Origin of the sequence: Isoptericola sp. NPDC057653, from assembly GCF_042799955.1 — a bacterium.
In the GTDB taxonomy this organism is placed as follows: Bacteria; Actinomycetota; Actinomycetes; order Actinomycetales; family Cellulomonadaceae; genus Isoptericola.
Map to the genome: position 1 here is coordinate 737,779 of NZ_JBHVHP010000002.1, position 17,575 is coordinate 755,353.

The following is a 17,575-nucleotide window of genomic DNA, read 5'->3' on the forward strand; positions in this document are numbered from 1 at the left end:
GCGAGCGCCCCGCAGGATCCGGTCAGACCGCGGGCAGCGGCACGCTCGGCGCGGCCTGGTTCCCGTCGTGCAGCAGCCGCGCGACGGCCCCGCCCTCCGCGGACAGGTCGCGCCAGTGCTCCCCGAGCCACTGCTCGGCGTCGTACTGGGTGGTGAAGACGGGGCTGGGCACCGACAGCGCGCCGCCGGCGGCGTCGTCGAGCGCCCACTCCCAGCGCGGGCGGATCACGACGCGCTCCCCGGCTCGGACCCGGCGAGCGCGCCGGCCGCGACGGAGCCGCGGGTGCGCGTCAGCGCGCGGTTGACCCGCGACGGCCACAGCGGCCCGGAGTAGATGAACGTCGTGTAGCCCTGCGTGAGGTCGGCGCCCGCGCGCAGGTAGGCGCGCACGTCGTCGGCGCTCGCGATGCCGCCGACGCCGATGATCGCGGGCTCGGGCCCCAGCCGCTCGCGGAGCCGGCCCACGACCTGCAGCCCGCGCTCGAGCAGGGGCGGGCCGGACAGCCCGCCGGGGCCACGGTCGTGGCCGATGGTCGTGTTCACCGCGACGACGCCGTCCAGGCCGAGCTCGGTGACGAGGTCGGCCACCGCGTCGACGTCGGCGTCCGCCAGGTCGGGCGCGATCTTCACGAGCAGCGGCACGCGCCGGGTGCCGGCCGCGGCGGTGGCCTCGTCCGCGGCGTCGCGGGCCGCGGTGAGGATGGGGCGCAGCTCGGCGGTGGTCTGCAGGTCGCGCAGGCCCGGCGTGTTCGGGGACGAGACGTTGACGACGAGGTAGTCGGCCCAGGGTGCGAGCTCGCGCGCGCAGGCGGCGTAGTCGTCCGCGGCGCCCTCGGCGGGGGTCGTCTTGTTCTTGCCGATGTTCGCGCCGACGACGACGGCGCGGCCCGCGGGCGTGGCGCGCAGCTCGCGCAGCCGCGCGGCCGCGGCGGGCGCGCCCTCGTTGTTGAAGCCCATGCGGTTGCGGACGCCGCGGACGTCGAGCTCGCGCCACATGCGCGGCTTCTCGTTGCCCGGCTGCGGGCGGGGGGTGACCGTGCCGATCTCCACGAAGCCGAAGCCCAGCATGGTCAGGCCGCGGATCGCGCGCGCGTTCTTGTCGAAGCCGCCCGCCAGGCCGAAGGGCGCCGGGAACGTCCGGCCGAGCACCTCGATGCTGCCCGGCCCGCCGCTGCCGCGGCCCAGGAAGGGGGCGACGGCGCCCTGGACGACGTCCCGCAGCACCGGGACGCGGCCGGCGAGCGAGATGGCCCCGAACGCGAGCTCGTGCGCCCGCTCGGGGTCCATCTTGCGGAAGACGCCGTTGAACAGCAGCGTGTAGGGGCTCATCGGACCTCCGGGTCGGGTGGGGTCGGCTCGGGTGCGGTCGGGTCGGGTGCGCTCGACGCGTGCCCGTCGTCGGCGCGGGGGCGCGTGCGCCACAGCCACCACAGGCCGACGAACGGGAGCACGAGTGGCACGTAACCGTAGCCCTGCCCGAACCCGGACCACACGGTCGTCTCGCCGAAGACGTCGGGCGAGACCGCGGAGGCGGCTCCGACCGCGAGCACGCCCACGGCCTCGAAGCCCACCGTCACCCAGGCGACGACGCGCCACCGCGGGCCGCCCTTGGCGAGGGCGATCGTGGCCAGCACGTAGACGACCGCCGACAGCGTGGACAGGGAGTAGGCGACGGGCGCCTCGGAGAACTTGGTGGCCAGCTCGTAGGACGAGCGGCCGATCGCCGCGAACGCGAGGATCCCGTAGACGGTGACGAGCAGGCGGCCGAAGCCCGCGCCCGTGCGCCGCGCCTCGCCCATCTGACGGCTCGCGCCGCCCGACCGGCTCGTGCCGTTCGACCCGCTCATGCCGCACCCCAGATCTGCCACAGCCGCCAGTCGAGGAAGCCGACGGTGACGGCCGCGACGGCCAGCACCACCGACGACCACTTGGTGCGCTCCGCGAACGCCCAGACCGCGGCGATCGGCAGCACGATCAGCGCCGTCGCGACGTAGCCCCAGAACAGGGGCCCGTCGACGGGATGGTCGCGCGTGACCATGAGCACGCCGGCCACGACCGCCTGGACGACGACGAGCGCCTCGACGACGGCCGCACCGAACAGCTGGCGCAGGATCACCGCCCGGTCCTGGACGACGAACCAGAGCGCCCACCCGGCCAGCGCGGCGCACGCCACCAGGACGAGGAGCAGGAGGGGAAGAACCACGCCCGCAGACTACCGGCCGGCCGGGCCGGACGACGCGGGCGGTGGGCCCCCGGGGACGGGGATAGCATCGGCGCGTGGCTGACCTCACCCTCACCGGCAAGAATCCCACCTCTCTCAAGGTCGACGCGCTCGTCGTCGGGACCTGCTCCACGTCGGACGGCGTCGCCGTCGTCGCGGACCAGCTCCCCGAGGCGCTCGTGCGGCAGATCGAGACCCTCGCGCCCCGCCTCGGCGTGACCGGCGCCCCGGACGAGGTGCGCCGCCTGCCCGCGGGCGACGGCGTCGCCGCCGACGTCCTCGTGCTCGCGGGCCTCGGCGAGCGCGCTGCCGACGGCACGTTCGCGCACGAGGTGCTGCGCTCCGCCGCCGGCGCCGCGACCCGCGACCTCGCGGGCACGGACTCCGTGGCCGTCGCGCTGCCCGCCATCGACGAGGACGAGCTCGCCGCCGTCGTCGAGGGCGCCCTCCTCGGCGCCTACACGTACACGCGCTACCGCTCCGGCAAGGACCAGAAGTCCGCCGTCGGCAGCATCCAGGTCGTCACGTCGTTCGCCCGCTCGGGCCGCGCCAAGGCCGCCGTCGCGCGCGGCGAGGTGCTGGCCGCGGCCGTGCACGGCACGCGCGACCTCGTCAACGACGCGCCGAACGAGCTCTTCCCCGCGGCGTTCGCCGACGCGGCCAAGGCCGCGCTCAAGGGCGTCAAGGGCATCAAGGTGACCGTGCTGGACGACAAGCAGCTCGCCGCCGGCGGCTACGGCGGCCTCGTGGGCGTGGGCCAGGGCTCCTCGCGCGGCCCGCGCCTGGTCAAGCTCTCGTACACGCCGGCCAAGGCCGCGGCGAAGGTCGCCATCGTCGGCAAGGGCATCACGTTCGACACGGGCGGCATCTCGCTCAAGCCGCCGGCCAGCATGCCGACCATGAAGTCCGACATGGCGGGCGCCGCCGCGGTGCTGCACACCGTGGTCGCCGCCGCGAAGCTCGGCCTGCCCGTGGCCGTGACCGGCTACCTCTGCCTCGCGGAGAACATGCCGGGCGGCAACGCGCAGCGTCCCGCGGACGTCATCACGATCCGCGGCGGCAAGACCGTCGAGGTCACCAACACCGACGCCGAGGGCCGCCTCGTCATGGCGGACGGCCTGGTCGCCGCCGTCGAGGACGGGCACGACGTCGTCCTCGACATCGCCACCCTCACCGGCGCGCAGATGGTGGCGCTCGGCAACCGCACCTCCGGCGTCATGGGCACCGACGCGGTGCGCGACGAGGTCAAGACCGCGGCGGACGTCGCCGGCGAGGCGTTCTGGCCGATGCCGATGCCCGCCGAGCTCAAGTCCGGCCTGAAGTCGAACGTCGCGGACATGGTCAACTCCGCTCCCAGCCGCTGGGGCGGCATGCTGTTCGCCGCGCACTTCCTGGCGGAGTTCGTGGGCGACACCCCGTGGGCCCACCTCGACATCGCCGGCCCGTCGTACAACGAGGGCTCGTCGTTCGGGTACACCCCCGCCGGAGGCACCGGCGTCGGCGTGCGCACGATGCTCGCGTTCCTCGAGGGGCGCGCCGGTCTCTGACCCGCCCCGCCGCACGAGGACGGCGCCCGGCCACCCCGGTGGTCGGGCGCCGTCCTCGTCCTCGATGGGACCTGCGCCGGCCGGCGTGGTCAGGCGGCGCGGCCCACGGCCCAGCGGAACGCGCCCTCGAGGCGGTAGCCGCCGCCCGGCGCGCGGAACGGCGCCGCCGCGGCGACCACCACCGGGGCGAGCTCGGCCAGGGTGGCCGCGTCCTCCCCGAGCAGGACGCCGCGCACCAGCGTGTCGTCGTCGGCGACCTCCCACGCGACGTCGACGAGGCCCGCCCCCACGACGTCGAGGTCGGCCGCGGCGAGCACGGCCTCGAAGCCGCCCGGCCCGCGCAGCGGCCCGTCCTGGGGCGGGTCGTCCTCGAACGCCGCCGCGACCGCGCGCTCGACGACGTCGAGGTCGTTGCGCGAACCCTCCGCCCAGCCGGCCAGACCCAGCCGGCCGCCCTGCGCGAGCACGCGGACCAGCTCGGCCACGGCCTCGCCCGCGTCGTCGGCGAGCTGCAGGGCGTTCACCGCCAGGACGACGTCGAACGTGCCGTCCCCGAGGGGGAGGCGCTCCGCCTCGCCGACGAGGACCGCCGCGCCCGGGGCACGCTCTCGGGCCAGCCCCACCATCGCCGGGGCCGGGTCGACGCCCGTGGCCTGCGCGCCGCGGCCCGTCAGCCGGGCGAGGAGCTCGCCGGTGCCGCAGCCCACGTCGAGCACGCGGGCCCCGGGCACGACGCCGGCTGCCGCCAGCAGCGGGGACCACACGGGCGTGGCGAGCCCGCCCCACAGGTCGGCCCACGCGCCGGCCACCGCCGACCACGCGTCGTCGGGGACGGTCATGCCCCGCTCAGTCCTTGCGTCGCTGCGCCGAGGTCCAGTCCCGCATGCGCTGCGGGTAGCCCGTGAACCGCACGTTGTAGACCGGGACGCCCAGCGAGCGCGCGACCTCGAAGCCCGTGCGCTCGTCCGGCACGCGGCGGCGCGTCCACTCCCCGGTGGTCGCGACGAGCAGCACCGTGCTGGGGGTCTGCGCGTTGGGCGGCTCGACGTACGCCTCGACGCCGACGCGCGTCCGCACGAAGTCCTGCAGGTACGCCACGGTCTCGCCCCGCGAGCCGGAGGTCGGCGCGGTGCCGGGGGCCGGGGACGACGACCTGCCCAGCAGGCGTCCCAGGGAGGTCCGAAGCGACATGGCGCGAGAATACCGCCGCCGTCGGCGCCATGTTCTGGAGACCGACCGGAGGTGTCCTGAAGGTCATGGAGCGGTCAGGTGTACCCAGCGTCACACCCACCGGCACCCCGGAACGATTGGGGCGCACCCGGTCGAGGTGACAAGATGGCAGGCAGTGACCAGAACGCGGCAACCAGAGATGTCGCGGGCCGGCAGGACCGGCTCGCCTCGGCACGTCGCCTGACCCACTGATCGAAGGAGACTCCACAGGTCATGTCTGAGAACGTGCAGCTCCCTGCACTCGGCGAGTCCGTCACCGAGGGCACCGTCACCCGATGGCTCAAGGCCGTCGGCGACACCGTCGCCGTCGACGAGCCCCTGCTGGAGGTCTCGACCGACAAGGTCGACACGGAGATCCCGTCGCCCGTCGCGGGTGTCCTCGAGCAGATCCTCGCCGAGGAGGACGAGACCGTCGAGGTCGGCGCCACCCTCGCCGTCATCGGTGACGGTTCCGGCGCAGGCGCCGACGACGCGGCCCCGGCCGCCGAGGCCCCCGCCGCCGAGCCCGAGGCCCCCGCCCAGCCCGCCGCACCCGCCGAGCCGGCTCCGGCTCCCGAGGCGCCGGCACCCGCAGCCCCCGAGGCCCCTGCCGCCGAGGCCCCCGCCGCCGGTGGCGGCGAGGGCACCGAGGTGACGCTCCCCGCCCTGGGCGAGTCCGTCACCGAGGGCACCGTCACCCGCTGGCTCAAGGCGGTCGGCGACTCGGTCGAGGTCGACGAGCCCCTGCTCGAGGTCTCGACCGACAAGGTCGACACCGAGATCCCGTCCCCCGTGGCCGGCACCGTCCAGCAGCTCCTCGTCGAGGAGGACGCGACCGTCGAGGTCGGCGCCGTGCTGGCCGTCGTCGGCTCCGGTGCCGCGGTTCCGGCCGCGCCCGCCGCGCCCGCCGCCCCGGCCCCCGCCGAGGCTGCCCCGGCGGCTCCCGCTGCGCCCGCTCCGGCCCCCGCGCCGGCGCCCGCCGCGGAGAAGCCCGCCGCCCCGGCTCCGGCTCCGGCCGCCCCCGCCGCGGAGAAGCCCGCTGCTCCGGCTCCCGCCGCCCCGGCCGCCGCGCCCGCGGCGGGCAAGGGCTCCTACCTCACGCCGCTCGTGCGCAAGCTCGCGGCGGAGAAGGGCGTGGACGTCACGACCGTGCAGGGCACGGGCGTCGGCGGCCGCATCCGCAAGGAGGACGTGCTCGCCGCGGCCGAGAAGGCCGCCGCGCCGGCTCCGGCCGCTGCCACGAGCGCGCCTGCCGCGGCCCCGGCCGCCAAGGCCACCGTGCCGCCGGTCTCCCCGCTGCGGGGCACCACGGAGAAGATGTCGCGCCTGCGCAAGATCGTCGCCGAGCGCATGGTCGAGGCCCTGCACACGCAGGCCCAGCTCACGACCGTGGTCGAGGTGGACGTCACCAAGGTCGCCAAGCTGCGTGCGAAGGCGAAGGAGTCGTTCAAGGCCCGCGAGGGCGCGAACCTCACCTTCCTCCCCTTCTACACGCTCGCCGCGGTCGAGGCGCTCAAGGCGTTCCCGAAGATCAACGCCTCGATCGACCAGGAGAAGGGCGAGATCACCTACCACCCCGCGGAGAACGTCGGCATCGCCGTCGACACCGAGCGTGGCCTGGTGGTCCCGGTCATCAAGAACGCCGGCGACCTGAACCTCGCGGGCATCGCCCGCCAGATCGGCGACCTGGGTGCGCGCACCCGGGCCAACAAGGTGGGCCCGGACGAGCTGTCCGGTGCGACCTTCACGATCACGAACACCGGTTCGGGCGGCGCGCTCATCGACACGCCGATCGTCCCCGGCGGCCAGGTCGCGATCCTCGGCACCGGCACGATCACCAAGAAGCCGGCCGTCGTGACGGGCCCGGACGGCGAGGAGACCATCGCCATCCGCCAGTTCGCGTACCTGTTCCTGTCCTACGACCACCGGCTGGTCGACGGGGCGGACGCCGCGCGCTTCCTCACCGCGGTCAAGGCCCGCATCGAGGAGGCCGCGTTCGAGTCCGAGGTCGGGCTCTGACAGGCACCTCCTGACTGACGGCGCAGGGCGTCCCGGCTACGGCCGGGGCGCCCTGCGCCGTTCTCCCGGCGCGATCGAGCGGCGCGCCGGTCAGGCGACCTCGGCGACGCGCCAGCCGTCGGGCGTCCAGGCGAGCCTGAGCGTGGCGGTGCGGGCGTCGGTCGCGGGCACCGCGGTGACGGCGCCGTCGGCCGCCACCTGCTCGTGCGCACCGATCGCGTAGCGGACCACGACGTCCGCCTCCGCGTCGTCGTGCTCCTGCGTCCGCGCGCCGTCCACGTGCACCGCGGCGCCGCGCACGCGCGTGCCCGCCTGCCGCACGTCGTCGAGCAGCGCCGCGTCCGCGTCGTGCGCGGGCGACCCGGGCACGTCCACGTCCGCGAGCCCGACCGGGCTCGCGGCGCCGTCCGCCACGCCGGACAGCAGCACCGCCCGGCGCCTGGTGAGCTCGGCCGCGGCCGGGGCGGGGTCGGCGCGGTCCTGGGTCGGGTCGGGCGACGTGGGCGCGGCCGTGGGGCGGTCGGCCGGGGCTGCCGGCGGCTCGGCGGCCGCCGGGACCCGTGTCGAGCTCGCCGTCGCGGCCCGGTCGACGGCGTCGGCCGGCAGGCGCACCTGGACCACGACGGCCGTCAGCACCGCGGCCAGCCCGACGGCGCCCAGCGCGCCGAGCATCCGCCGCACCCGGCGGGTGCCCGCCCGCGGGGCCGTCGCGTGCCGGACCTCGCGGCGGGTCGCGCGCGACGGCGGGCGCGGCACCGTGTCCCCCGCGCGGCGGACGGTGCGCCGGGGGGGCTCCGGCGCCGCCGCGGGGGCCTGCCGGGGGTGCCGCCGGCCGAGCGCCGCCGCCGCGAGGGCGGCGGGCTCGGGCAGGCGCACGGGCTCGGCGGGCACCGCCGCGTCGGCCTGCGCGGCGAGGGTCCCGGCCTCGGGCCGGACCCGGGGGTCGGGGGCGGAGGCCGGCGCGAGCACGGCGCGCAGGGCGGTCGCGTCGTCGTCGCTGCGGTCGCCGAGGAGGTCGGCGACCAGGGCGGCGAGGGAGTGCACGTCGGCCGCCTCCCCGTCGCCGCCCGCCGCCGGCGGCCCGGGGGCCTCGGCCCGCGGGCGCAGCATCGCCGCGCCGTCCGGCGCGAGCACGACGTCCTCCGCGCCGACGAGGCCCTGGCGCAGCCCCGCGCTGTGCAGCGCGGCGAGACCGCGGGCGACGGCGACCAGCAGGCCCGCGGCCTCGCGCGACGTGAGCCGGCCGCGGACGGCGAGGACCGTGGGGAGGTCGGTCGCCGAGCCGCCGCGCCGCACGGCCAGCGCGCCGTCGTCGCGGACGTCCACGGCGGCCACGGGCTCCACGCAGGGGTGGCGCAGCGCGGCGAGCGCGCTCACCCGTGCGAGCAGGACCTCACGGGTGCCGGCGTCGGTCGGTATCGGCAGCGTCTGGGTCGGCACCGTGCCATCGAACACCCTGGGCCCGCCCCGCCCGCCCCGTCGTCCACAGGCCTCGGGCCGGCGCCGTGCCGAGGCCGGGGCCTCGGTGCTCGACGCTCACAGATCGATGCGACGACCCTCGCGCGCGGACACACGGGCGGCGTCGAGCACCTCCGCGGTGCGCACGGCGTCGGCCGGGTCCACGGGCGCGGGCCCCTCTCCGCCCAGCCACGGTCCGAGGGCCCGGTAGAAGTCCGCGTGCCCGCCGGGCGCGGCCGGCACGGCACGCCGCTCGCGCCCGCGGGTGAGCCAGCCGACCGTGCCCTCGGGGGCGCCGTCGTCCAGCACCTCGAACGGGGACGCGTCCTGCTCGTACGTCGTCACGACGAACGCGCCCGCCGAGCCCAGCACGCGCGTCCGCGGCCCGGGAGCGCCCACCACCGAGCCGGCCCAGAGCCGCGACACGACGCCGCGCGGGCTGGCCGCGCTCCCGCCGCCGGGCTCGTGCTGCAGCACCAGGAAGACGTCGTCCTCGGTGGGCGTCGTGAGCTTGCGGGTCTGCGCCCAGACCGACTCCACGCGGCCGAAGAGCTGGGTCGCGGAGTCGACCAGGTGGGGGCCGAGGTCCAGGAGCAGGCCGCCGCCGACGGGGTCGTTCTCCTTCCAGCGCTGCCGCGGCACGGGCCGCCAGCGCTCCCAGCGGCGCTCGAACGTGTGCACGTCGCCGAGCTCCCCCGCGTCGATCAGGCCCGCGAGCGCCAGCTGCTCGGGGTCCCACCGCCGGTTCTGGAACACGGTGAACGGCGTGCCGGTGGCGGCGGCCTCCTCGACGACGGCGCGCGCCTGGTGCGCGTCGAGGCCGATCGGCTTGTCGAGCACGAAGGGGATCTGGGCGCGGGCGAGCGCCGCCGCGTGCTCGGCGTGCAGGGTGGACGGGCTGGCCACCACCACGAGGTCGTAGCTGCGGCGCGCGGCGATCAGCGCGTCGAGGTCCGACACGAGCCGCGCGCCCGGCCAGTCCCCCGCCGCCTGGTTGCGCCGGCCCGGGTCGCGCGCCACGACGGCGGTGACCTGGAGGCCCGCCTCCGCCGCGAGGCGCGCGTGGATCTCGCGCCCCGACCCGCCGTACCCGACGATCGCCAGCCGCGGCGGGGCAGCCGCCCTGCCGGTCTCGCCCGTCCCTGCCGCCTCGTCCGTGACCATGGTCCCCATCGTGCCCGACGGCACCTTAGTGGGACCCGCTGCCACGCGGGGCCGCCGGCCCACGACCGAGGCGCGCGGGCCACCAGACCCGGTCGCCGACGTCGTGGACGAGGGCGGGCACGAGGAGGCTGCGCACGACGAGCGTGTCGACGAGCACGCCGAACGCGACGATGAACGCGAGCTGCGCGAGGAACAGGAGCGGGATGACGCCGAGCGCGGCGAACGTGGCCGCGAGGACCACGCCCGCGGAGGTGATGACCGACCCGGTCACCGCCAGCCCGCGCAGCACACCCGGCCGCGTCCCGACGCGCAGGCTCTCCTCGCGCACCCGGGTCATGAGGAAGATCGAGTAGTCCACGCCGAGCGCCACGAGGAAGCAGAAGGCGTAGAGCGGCACCGCCGGGTCCGCGCCCGGGAAGTCGAAGACGTGGTTGAACATCAGCGCCGCGACCCCGAGGGCGAACCCGAACGAGAGCACGTTCGCGGCCATCAGCAGCACGGCCGCCAGCACCGAGCGCAGCAGCAGCACCAGGATCACGAGGATCACGGCGAGCACCACCGGCACGATGGTGCGCAGGTCGCGCTCCCCCGCCACCTGGGTGTCCAGCCGCTCCGCGGCCGCTCCGCCCACGAGGGCGTCGGGGCTCACGTCGTGCACCGCGGTGCGCAGCGCGGACACGGTGTCGACGGCCGCCTGGCTGTCCGACGGCGCGTCGGTCGTGACGTCCACGCGCACCCGGCCGTCGACGACCAGGGGGTCGCCCTGCGCCGGTGCGCCCGGCGCCGTGGCGGGCTGGTCCGTGACGACGGTCGCGGCGGCGACCCCGTCGGTCGCCTCGGCGGCGTCGACGACGGCCCCGGCGTCCTCCTCGGGTGCCACGACCGTCACCGGCTGTGCGGAGACGCCCTCGAAGTGCCGGGTGAGGGCCTCCTCGCCGTCGACCGAGCCGACCTGCGTGAGGAACACCTCCGAGTCCCCGGTGCCGTGGGCGTTCAGCGTCGGGACGAAGGCCGCGCCCGCGGCCAGCACGACGGCCGTGACGACCCACACCGCCCGGTCGTGGCGCCCGACGAAGCCCGCGACGCGCGACCAGACGCCGTGCCCCGCGACGTCCACGTGCGTGTCGTCGTCCGGGACCGGGGCGGCCTCGACGGCGTCCGGCGAGCCGGAGCGCCCGTCGACGGCGTGCGGGACCTTCGGCCAGAACACCCAGCGGGCGCGGCGCCCGCCCACGAGCAGCATGGCGGGCAGCAGCGTCATCGCCGAGAGGAAGGCGGCGGCGATGCCGATCGCCGCGACGGGCCCGAGGCTGCGGTTGGAGGACAGGTCGGACAGCAGGAGGCACAGGAGGCCGACGATCACGGTGCCCGCGCTGGCGGCGATCGGCTCGACCGACGCGCGGACGGCGCGGCGCATCGCGGTGTACGGGGACACGGCGGTGCGCAGCTCCTCGCGGTAGCGGGCGACGAGGAGCAGGGCGTAGTCGACCGACGCGCCCACGACGAGGATCGACAGGATGCCCTGCGACTGCCCGTTGAGGGTCAGCACGTCGTTCGCCGCCAGCTCGTACACCACGAGGCCCGCGAGGCAGAGCGCGAGGACCGCGGTGAGGATCACGACGAACGGCAGCACCGGCGAGCGGTACACGAGCGCCAGGATGACCAGGACGGCGCCGAGCGCGACGAGCAGCAGCACCGTGTCGATGGCGCCGAAGGCGCTCACGAGGTCCGCCACGAAGCCCGCGGGACCGGTGACCCACGCGTCCAGCCCGGTGCCGGCGAGGCCGCCGTCGGCGGCGTCCGCGGCCGCGAGCGTGCGCAGCGCGTCGACGGCGAGCTGCGACACGCTCGACTCGTCCGCGCCGACGTCCTCGGACGCCTTGGCGGCGTCGAGGGAGACCACCACGAGGGCGGCCTGCCCGTCCTCGGACGGGACCACGACCGGGGTCGCCACGCTCACGTCGCCGACGGTGCGCGGCTCGTCGCCGGAGGTGCCCGCGAGCGGGGCGGCGGGGATCGCGTCGGCGAACGCCTGGACGTCGGCGAGCTGGTCCGGGGTCAGCGCCGACCCGTCGGAGGTCTCGGCGACGACCAGGGCCGGGAGGGTCTCGGAGTCGGTGAACTCGCGGGCGAGCTCGGCGGCCTGCGTGGACTCCGCGCTCGCCGGCAGGAACGCCGCGGCGTCGTTGGTCTGGACGCTGCTCAGCTTGCCCTGGGCCTGCCCGCCGACGGCGCCGATGGCGAGCCACACGCCGATCGCTGCCAGAATGGCGAGGCCCCGGAAAAGTCCCGATCCGCGATTGCTCAGCATGCTGAGTATCCTGCCTCACGAGGAGGTGCGCAGCAAGTGACCCACGACGCGACCGACGGCACGACCTCGTCCGGCGCCCCCGGCTGGCCCGATCCCGTCGACCCGACGAGCGACGACCCCGCCGAGTGGCCCACGGGCCGGCTCCTGTTCACCGTGGTGCGGCGGATCGAGCACGACTGGAACGCGCACCTCGCGGGCTGGAACCTCAACCACGCGGGCTTCCCCGTGCTGCTGCACCTGTTCGCCGGCCCACGCACGCAGCGCGAGCTGGCCGACCTCAACGGCGTCACCGAGCAGACGATGAGCAAGGTCGTCGCACGCCTGGAGCGCGCCGGCTACGTCGTCCGCGGCGAGGACCCGCGCGACCGCCGACGGCGCACGGTCGCCGTCACCGACGCCGGACGCCGCGCCGCCGCCGAGGCGGGGCGCCTCCAGCCGGCCGAGGACCTCACCTCCCAGGGCCTGGACGACGACCAGGTGGCGAGCCTGCGTGAGATGCTCGTCACCCTCGTCCGCGCCCACCGCGGCGGCGACGAGGGCTAGCCTCGGCCGGGTGGACGTGATGACGCTGCCCGGACTGACCGACTACCACGAGGCGTGGGAGCTGCAGCGCCGCGTGCACGCCGAGGTCGTCGCCGGCGACCGGACGGACACCCTGATCGTCGTCGAGCACCCCGACGTCTACACCGCCGGGCGGCGCACCCACCGTGACGAGCGCCCCACCGACGGCACGCCCGTGGTCGACGTCGACCGTGGCGGCAAGATCACCTGGCACGGCCCGGGCCAGCAGGTCGTCTACCCGATCCTGCGTCTCGCCGAGCCGATCGACGTCGTCGCCTACGTGCGTGCGCTCGAGGAGGCGGTGATGGAGGTCTGCGCCGGGTTCGGCCTGGGGACGATCCGGGTCGAGGACCGCACCGGCGTCTGGTTCGCCGCCGGCGCCGGGCGCCGCGAGCGCAAGGTGTGCGCCATCGGCGTGCGCACCGCCAAGGGCGTGACGATGCACGGCATCGCCCTCAACTGCGACCCCGACCTGAGCCGGTTCGACCACATCGTGCCGTGCGGCATCACGGACGCCGACGTGACGTCCCTGTCGATCGAGACCGGGCGCGACGTCACCCTCGACGACGCGCGGGACCCGCTGGTCGGCGCCCTCGTCCGCCACCTCGACCCCCTCCGGGCCGACCCCTCGCCCGCGGGTGTTGCTGACGTCACGTCCGCACCGTGAGCAGGTCCCGGCGCCGCCGCGCCGGGCTCACGTAGTCTGACCGGGTCCGGCACGGTCAGGGTCCGTACAGGCCAGCTCCGCCGGACGTCCACCTGCTCGACGACGACCGGGAGACACCCGTGACGATCGCACCCGAGGGCCGCCGCATGCTGCGCATCGAGGCCCGCAACGCCGCCACCCCCATCGAGAAGAAGCCCGAGTGGATCAAGACCAAGGCCACGATGGGTCCCGAGTACCGGGAGCTGAAGGGCCTGGTCAAGGGCGAGGGCCTGCACACGGTGTGCGAGGAGGCCGGCTGTCCCAACATCTTCGAGTGCTGGGAGGACCGCGAGGCCACGTTCCTCATCGGCGGTGACCAGTGCACGCGGCGCTGCGACTTCTGCCAGATCGACACGGGCAAGCCGGCCGACTTCGACGCCGACGAGCCGCGCCGCGTCGCCGAGTCCGTGCGGACCATGGGCCTGAAGTACTCGACCATCACCGGCGTCGCGCGCGACGACCTGGCCGACGGCGGCGCCTGGCTGTACGCCGAGACCGTGCGCCAGATCCACGCCCTCAACCCGGGTACCGGCGTCGAGCTGCTCATCCCCGACTTCAACGCCATCCCCGAGCTGCTCGACGTCGTCAACGAGTCGCGGCCCGAGGTCATGGCGCACAACGTCGAGACGGTGCCCCGCATCTTCAAGCAGATCCGCCCCGCGTTCCGCTACGAGCGGTCGCTGTCGGTGCTCACCCGTGCCCGCGAGGCGGGGCTGGTCACCAAGTCGAACCTCATCCTCGGCATGGGCGAGACCATCGACGAGGCCCGCGACGCGCTGCAGGACCTCCACGACGCCGGCTGCGACCTCGTGACGATCACGCAGTACCTGCGCCCGTCCCTGCGCCACCACCCCGTGGACCGCTGGGTACGCCCGGAGGAGTTCGTCGAGCTGTCCGACGCGGCCGAGGAGATGGGCTTCCTGGGTGTCATGGCCGGCCCGCTCGTGCGCTCGTCGTACCGCGCCGGGCGCCTCTGGGGCCAGGCGATGACCCGCCGCGGCCTGCCGATCCCGGAGGCGCTCGCGCACCTCGGGGAGCCGACGACGTCGCGCCAGGAGGCCGCGAGCCTGCTGGCCCCCCGAGCGCACTAGACTTGACGACCATGGCCCGCACCAAGTCCGACGCCGGCGCGCCCGCCGACGCCACCGGTAAGCAGAAGAAGCCCAAGAAGCAGCGCTGGTACCACCAGGTGTGGGCCGCGTACCAGATGACGCGCAAGCAGGACCCCACGGTGACGTGGCTGCTCCTGGGCGTGTTCGTCGGGATCCTCGCGGTCGTCGCCGCCGTGGTGCTGCTCCTCGACGTGCCGACCGGCTTCAAGATCCTGTACATCGTCGTCCTCGGCATCCCGTTCGCGATGCTGGGCTCGATGTTCGTCCTGACCCGCAAGGCGGAGCGGGCCGCGTACACGCAGATCGAGGGCCAGCCCGGCGCCGCCCGCGCGGCACTCGGCACGGTCCGCGGCGGCTGGACGTTCGAGGACGAGCCCGTCGCGATCAACCCGCGCACCCAGGACTTCGTCTTCCGCGGCGTCGGCCGCCCGGGCATCGTCCTCGTCAGCGAGGGCCCCGCGCACCGCGTGCAGCGCCTGCTGGACGACGAGCGCCGCAAGGTGGCGCGCGTCGTGCCGAACGTGCCGATCACGCTGATCCAGTGCGGCAACGAGGAGGGGCAGGTCCCGCTGCCCAAGGTCGCCCGCAAGGTGCAGAAGCTCAAGCGCTCCCTGACCAAGCCCGAGGCCGACCAGGTCAACAAGCGCCTCAAGGCGCTCGGCGGCGCCCGCCTGCCGATCCCCAAGGGCGTCGACCCGATGCGCGCCCGCCCGGACCGCAAGGGCCTCCGCGGCCGCTGACCCGCGCCGGCCCGACCAGCTCGACCACGAGATCGACCCACCCGCTGCGCGACCGCCCTCTCTTGAGAGGCGGCGTCGCGGCGGGTGGGTCGATCTCTGTGCGGTCGAGCCGCGGACGACCTCAGCGGCGGACGAGGACGGTGCCCGCAGCGCGGTCGTGCAGGCCGCGGCCGTCGCGGTCCCACACGACGGCGGGGATGACGAGGCACAGCAGCAGCGTGCGGACGGCGCCGCGCGCGAACCCGTTCGCCATCCCCTCGGGCGCGCCGAGCGTGCGGACCTGCATGCCCAGCAGCCGGTGGCCGATGGTGAAGCCGGCGGTGCTGACCAGCAGCACGTTCTCGAGCGCGAAGACGCCCAGCGTGACCCACGAGTTCAGCTCGGCGAACGACGCCGGCGTCGTCACCAGGTAGGCGATGAGCGTCGCCACCGCCCAGTCGACGAGGAGGGCCACGACCCGGCGCCCGAGCCGGGCCAGCGACCCCGGGCCGGTCTCGGGGAGCCCCAGCCGGCCGGCGGACCCGGCCGCGTCGTCCCGTCGCCCGCCCTCGAGCCACGACCCGACGTCTTCTCGTGAGATGTCCTCCGGCGATGCCATGGTCCCAGGCTACGCGGCGCCGAAGGCCCGACCCCCGTAACCTGTTCGAAACAAAGGCGCCATGCCGGAGAAACGCCGCCGCCATACCGTCATGGTCGTCGAGCGGCGAGCCCCGGGCCCGCCGCACCAGTCCTTCGGAACCGTCCGGCGGCACCGACCGAACGGCACCATCCACGCAAGGAGTGCATGCATGTTCACGAACGCCGAGGAGGCCATCGCCTTCACCCGTCGCGAGGGGGTGGAGTTCATCGACGTCCGCTTCATCGACCTGCCGGGCGTGATGCAGCACTTCAACATCCCCGTGGAGCAGTTCTCCGAGGACTCCTTCACCGAGGGCCTCATGTTCGACGGGTCGTCGATCCGCGGCTTCCAGGCGATCCACGAGTCGGACATGAAGCTGGTCCCGGACGTCACGACGGCGTACCTCGACCCGTTCCGCAAGCGCAAGACGCTCATCGTGAACTTCTCGATCGTCGACCCGTTCACCGACGAGCCCTACGCCCGTGACCCGCGCACGATCGCCGCCAAGGCGGAGGCGTACCTCAAGTCGACCGGCATCGCGGACACGGCGTTCTTCGCCCCCGAGGCCGAGTTCTACATCTTCGACGACGTCCGGTTCTCGACGAACCAGCACGAGTCCTACTACCACCTCGACTCGGTCGAGGCGGCGTGGAACACCGGTCGCGAGGAGGAGGGCGGCAACCTCGGGTACAAGACCCGGTACAAGGGCGGCTACTTCCCCGTCTCCCCCAACGACCAGTTCGCCGACCTGCGCGACGAGATGTGCGCCGTCCTCGCCGAGGTGGGCCTCGACGTCGAGCGCGCGCACCACGAGGTGGGCACCGCCGGCCAGCAGGAGATCAACTACCGGTTCAACACCCTGCTGCACTCGGCCGACGACCTGATGAAGTTCAAGTACGTCATCAAGAACGTCGCCTGGCAGCACGGCAAGACCGTCACCTTCATGCCGAAGCCGATCTTCGGCGACAACGGCTCGGGCATGCACTCCCACCAGTCGCTGTGGCTGAACGGCGACCCGCTGTTCTACGACGAGAAGGGCTACGGCGGCCTGTCCGACACGGCCCGCTGGTACATCGGCGGCCTGCTCAAGCACGCGCCGTCGCTGCTCGCCTTCACCAACCCGTCGGTGAACTCCTACCGTCGCCTGGTGCCCGGCTACGAGGCCCCCGTCAACCTGGTCTACTCGGCCCGCAACCGCTCCGCGTGCATCCGCATCCCGGTGACCGGTTCGTCCCCGAAGGCCAAGCGCGTCGAGTTCCGCGTGCCGGACCCGACGGCCAACCCGTACCTCGCGTTCGCCGCGCAGCTCCTCGCCGGCATCGACGGCATCAAGAACCGCATCGAGCCGCCGGCGCCGATCGACAAGGACCTGTACGAGCTGCCCCCCGAGGAGCACGCGCAGATCGCCCAGGTGCCCGCGTCCCTCGAGGAGGCCCTCGACAACCTCGAGCGCGACCACGAGTTCCTCACGCAGGGCGACGTCTTCTCCGAGGACCTCATCGCCACCTGGATCGACTACAAGCGCTCCAACGAGATCGACCCGATCCGCCTGCGCCCGCACCCGCACGAGTTCGAGCTCTACTACGACATCTGATCGGCGGCCCGCCAGGGCCTGCTGATGTTGCCGGAACGGCGGCTGCCGCTCTCCACGCCACCAGGCGTCGGGAGCGACAGCCGCCGTTCTGCGCCACAGGGCGGTCTCGACCGACCCAGCCGCGGCACCCGTCAGCCCGCGGAGCCAAGAGGGGGCGCAGGCCTGTCCGTCGGGCGATCCTGTCCGCACCGCGCGCAGAGCAGGTACTGGGAGTCCTCGATCTGCCGCCGTTGCCACTTGTGCATGCCCAGCATGCAGCGCACGTCCTTCATCACGTGCTCCTCTCGACACGGCGCCCGGCGACGCGTCGCGGC

General features: G+C 74.8%; 17 protein-coding genes. 7 read left to right on the forward strand and 10 right to left on the reverse strand.

Annotated elements, in window-relative coordinates; genetic code table 11:
* Positions 1-22 precede the first annotated feature (22 nt).
* Genes ACFU9A_RS14595 through ACFU9A_RS14610 form a run of 4 tightly spaced genes read right to left on the reverse strand, consistent with a single transcriptional unit; the run spans position 23 to position 2,203 of the window.
* A complete protein-coding gene (locus ACFU9A_RS14595; RefSeq protein ID WP_430576000.1) occupies positions 23-229 on the reverse strand; it encodes a hypothetical protein in 207 nt (68 codons plus the stop codon).
* The gene (locus ACFU9A_RS14600) at positions 226-1,329 is read right to left on the reverse strand and encodes a quinone-dependent dihydroorotate dehydrogenase (protein ID WP_430576001.1); all 1,104 of its coding nucleotides are present in this window, start codon (positions 1,327-1,329) and stop codon (positions 226-228) included. Before ACFU9A_RS14600 ends, ACFU9A_RS14595 begins: the two co-directional genes overlap by 4 nt.
* On the reverse strand, positions 1,326-1,847 hold the full coding sequence (locus ACFU9A_RS14605) for a hypothetical protein (protein WP_430576002.1): 522 nt from the start codon (positions 1,845-1,847) through the stop codon (positions 1,326-1,328). The genes ACFU9A_RS14600 and ACFU9A_RS14605 overlap by 4 nt, the downstream gene beginning before the upstream one ends.
* A complete protein-coding gene (locus ACFU9A_RS14610) occupies positions 1,844-2,203 on the reverse strand; it encodes a hypothetical protein (RefSeq protein ID WP_430576003.1) in 360 nt (119 codons plus the stop codon). The genes ACFU9A_RS14605 and ACFU9A_RS14610 overlap by 4 nt, the downstream gene beginning before the upstream one ends.
* 74 nt (positions 2,204-2,277) lie before the next feature.
* On the opposite strand from ACFU9A_RS14610, the gene ACFU9A_RS14615 reads away from it, so the two are divergent.
* Positions 2,278-3,768 (forward strand): leucyl aminopeptidase, encoded by a 1,491-nt coding sequence (locus ACFU9A_RS14615; protein WP_430576004.1) that lies wholly within the window; start codon positions 2,278-2,280, stop codon positions 3,766-3,768.
* An 89-nt stretch (positions 3,769-3,857) separates the two neighbouring features.
* Here the strand turns inward: ACFU9A_RS14615 and ACFU9A_RS14620 are convergent, their stop codons facing one another.
* Both ACFU9A_RS14620 and ACFU9A_RS14625 read right to left on the reverse strand, forming a co-directional pair.
* Entirely contained in the window at positions 3,858-4,607 is a 750-nt protein-coding gene (locus ACFU9A_RS14620) for a class I SAM-dependent methyltransferase (RefSeq protein WP_430576005.1), read from the reverse strand.
* Between the two features lie 7 nt (positions 4,608-4,614).
* Positions 4,615-4,959: an oxidoreductase gene (locus ACFU9A_RS14625; protein WP_430576006.1), complete on the reverse strand. Its 345-nt coding sequence runs from the start codon at positions 4,957-4,959 to the stop codon at positions 4,615-4,617.
* A gap of 252 nt (positions 4,960-5,211) precedes the next feature.
* On the opposite strand from ACFU9A_RS14625, the gene sucB reads away from it, so the two are divergent.
* Positions 5,212-6,996: a 2-oxoglutarate dehydrogenase, E2 component, dihydrolipoamide succinyltransferase gene (sucB, locus tag ACFU9A_RS14630; protein WP_430576007.1), complete on the forward strand. Its 1,785-nt coding sequence runs from the start codon at positions 5,212-5,214 to the stop codon at positions 6,994-6,996.
* 90 nt (positions 6,997-7,086) lie between these two features.
* Here the strand turns inward: sucB and ACFU9A_RS14635 are convergent, their stop codons facing one another.
* The 3 genes from ACFU9A_RS14635 to ACFU9A_RS14645 form a co-directional block, all read right to left on the reverse strand.
* Positions 7,087-8,436: a hypothetical protein gene (locus ACFU9A_RS14635; RefSeq protein WP_430576008.1), complete on the reverse strand. Its 1,350-nt coding sequence runs from the start codon at positions 8,434-8,436 to the stop codon at positions 7,087-7,089.
* A 96-nt stretch (positions 8,437-8,532) separates the two neighbouring features.
* A complete protein-coding gene (locus tag ACFU9A_RS14640) occupies positions 8,533-9,618 on the reverse strand; it encodes a Gfo/Idh/MocA family oxidoreductase (RefSeq protein WP_430576009.1) in 1,086 nt (361 codons plus the stop codon).
* Between the two features lie 25 nt (positions 9,619-9,643).
* Positions 9,644-11,929, reverse strand: coding sequence for an MMPL family transporter (locus tag ACFU9A_RS14645; protein ID WP_430576010.1), 2,286 nt, complete (start codon positions 11,927-11,929; stop codon positions 9,644-9,646).
* 36 nt (positions 11,930-11,965) lie between these two features.
* On the opposite strand from ACFU9A_RS14645, the gene ACFU9A_RS14650 reads away from it, so the two are divergent.
* The 4 genes from ACFU9A_RS14650 to ACFU9A_RS14665 all read left to right on the forward strand — a co-directional run bounded on the left by ACFU9A_RS14650 (position 11,966) and on the right by ACFU9A_RS14665 (position 15,048).
* On the forward strand, positions 11,966-12,472 hold the full coding sequence (locus tag ACFU9A_RS14650; RefSeq protein WP_430576011.1) for a MarR family winged helix-turn-helix transcriptional regulator: 507 nt from the start codon (positions 11,966-11,968) through the stop codon (positions 12,470-12,472).
* Positions 12,473-12,491: 19 nt separating this feature from the next.
* Complete coding sequence (lipB, locus tag ACFU9A_RS14655) at positions 12,492-13,157, forward strand: lipoyl(octanoyl) transferase LipB (RefSeq protein WP_430576475.1); 666 nt, start codon at positions 12,492-12,494, stop codon at positions 13,155-13,157.
* Between the two features lie 119 nt (positions 13,158-13,276).
* Positions 13,277-14,287: a lipoyl synthase gene (gene lipA, locus ACFU9A_RS14660; RefSeq protein WP_430576012.1), complete on the forward strand. Its 1,011-nt coding sequence runs from the start codon at positions 13,277-13,279 to the stop codon at positions 14,285-14,287.
* A gap of 11 nt (positions 14,288-14,298) precedes the next feature.
* Positions 14,299-15,048: a DUF4191 domain-containing protein gene (locus ACFU9A_RS14665; protein ID WP_430576013.1), complete on the forward strand. Its 750-nt coding sequence runs from the start codon at positions 14,299-14,301 to the stop codon at positions 15,046-15,048.
* 121 nt (positions 15,049-15,169) lie between these two features.
* Here the strand turns inward: ACFU9A_RS14665 and ACFU9A_RS14670 are convergent, their stop codons facing one another.
* Positions 15,170-15,646 (reverse strand): RDD family protein, encoded by a 477-nt coding sequence (locus ACFU9A_RS14670; protein ID WP_430576014.1) that lies wholly within the window; start codon positions 15,644-15,646, stop codon positions 15,170-15,172.
* 190 nt (positions 15,647-15,836) lie between these two features.
* Here ACFU9A_RS14670 and glnA point away from each other — a divergent pair, with 190 nt between their 5' ends.
* Positions 15,837-17,261: a type I glutamate--ammonia ligase gene (glnA, locus tag ACFU9A_RS14675; RefSeq protein WP_430576015.1), complete on the forward strand. Its 1,425-nt coding sequence runs from the start codon at positions 15,837-15,839 to the stop codon at positions 17,259-17,261.
* The last annotated feature ends 314 nt before the right edge of the window (positions 17,262-17,575 follow it).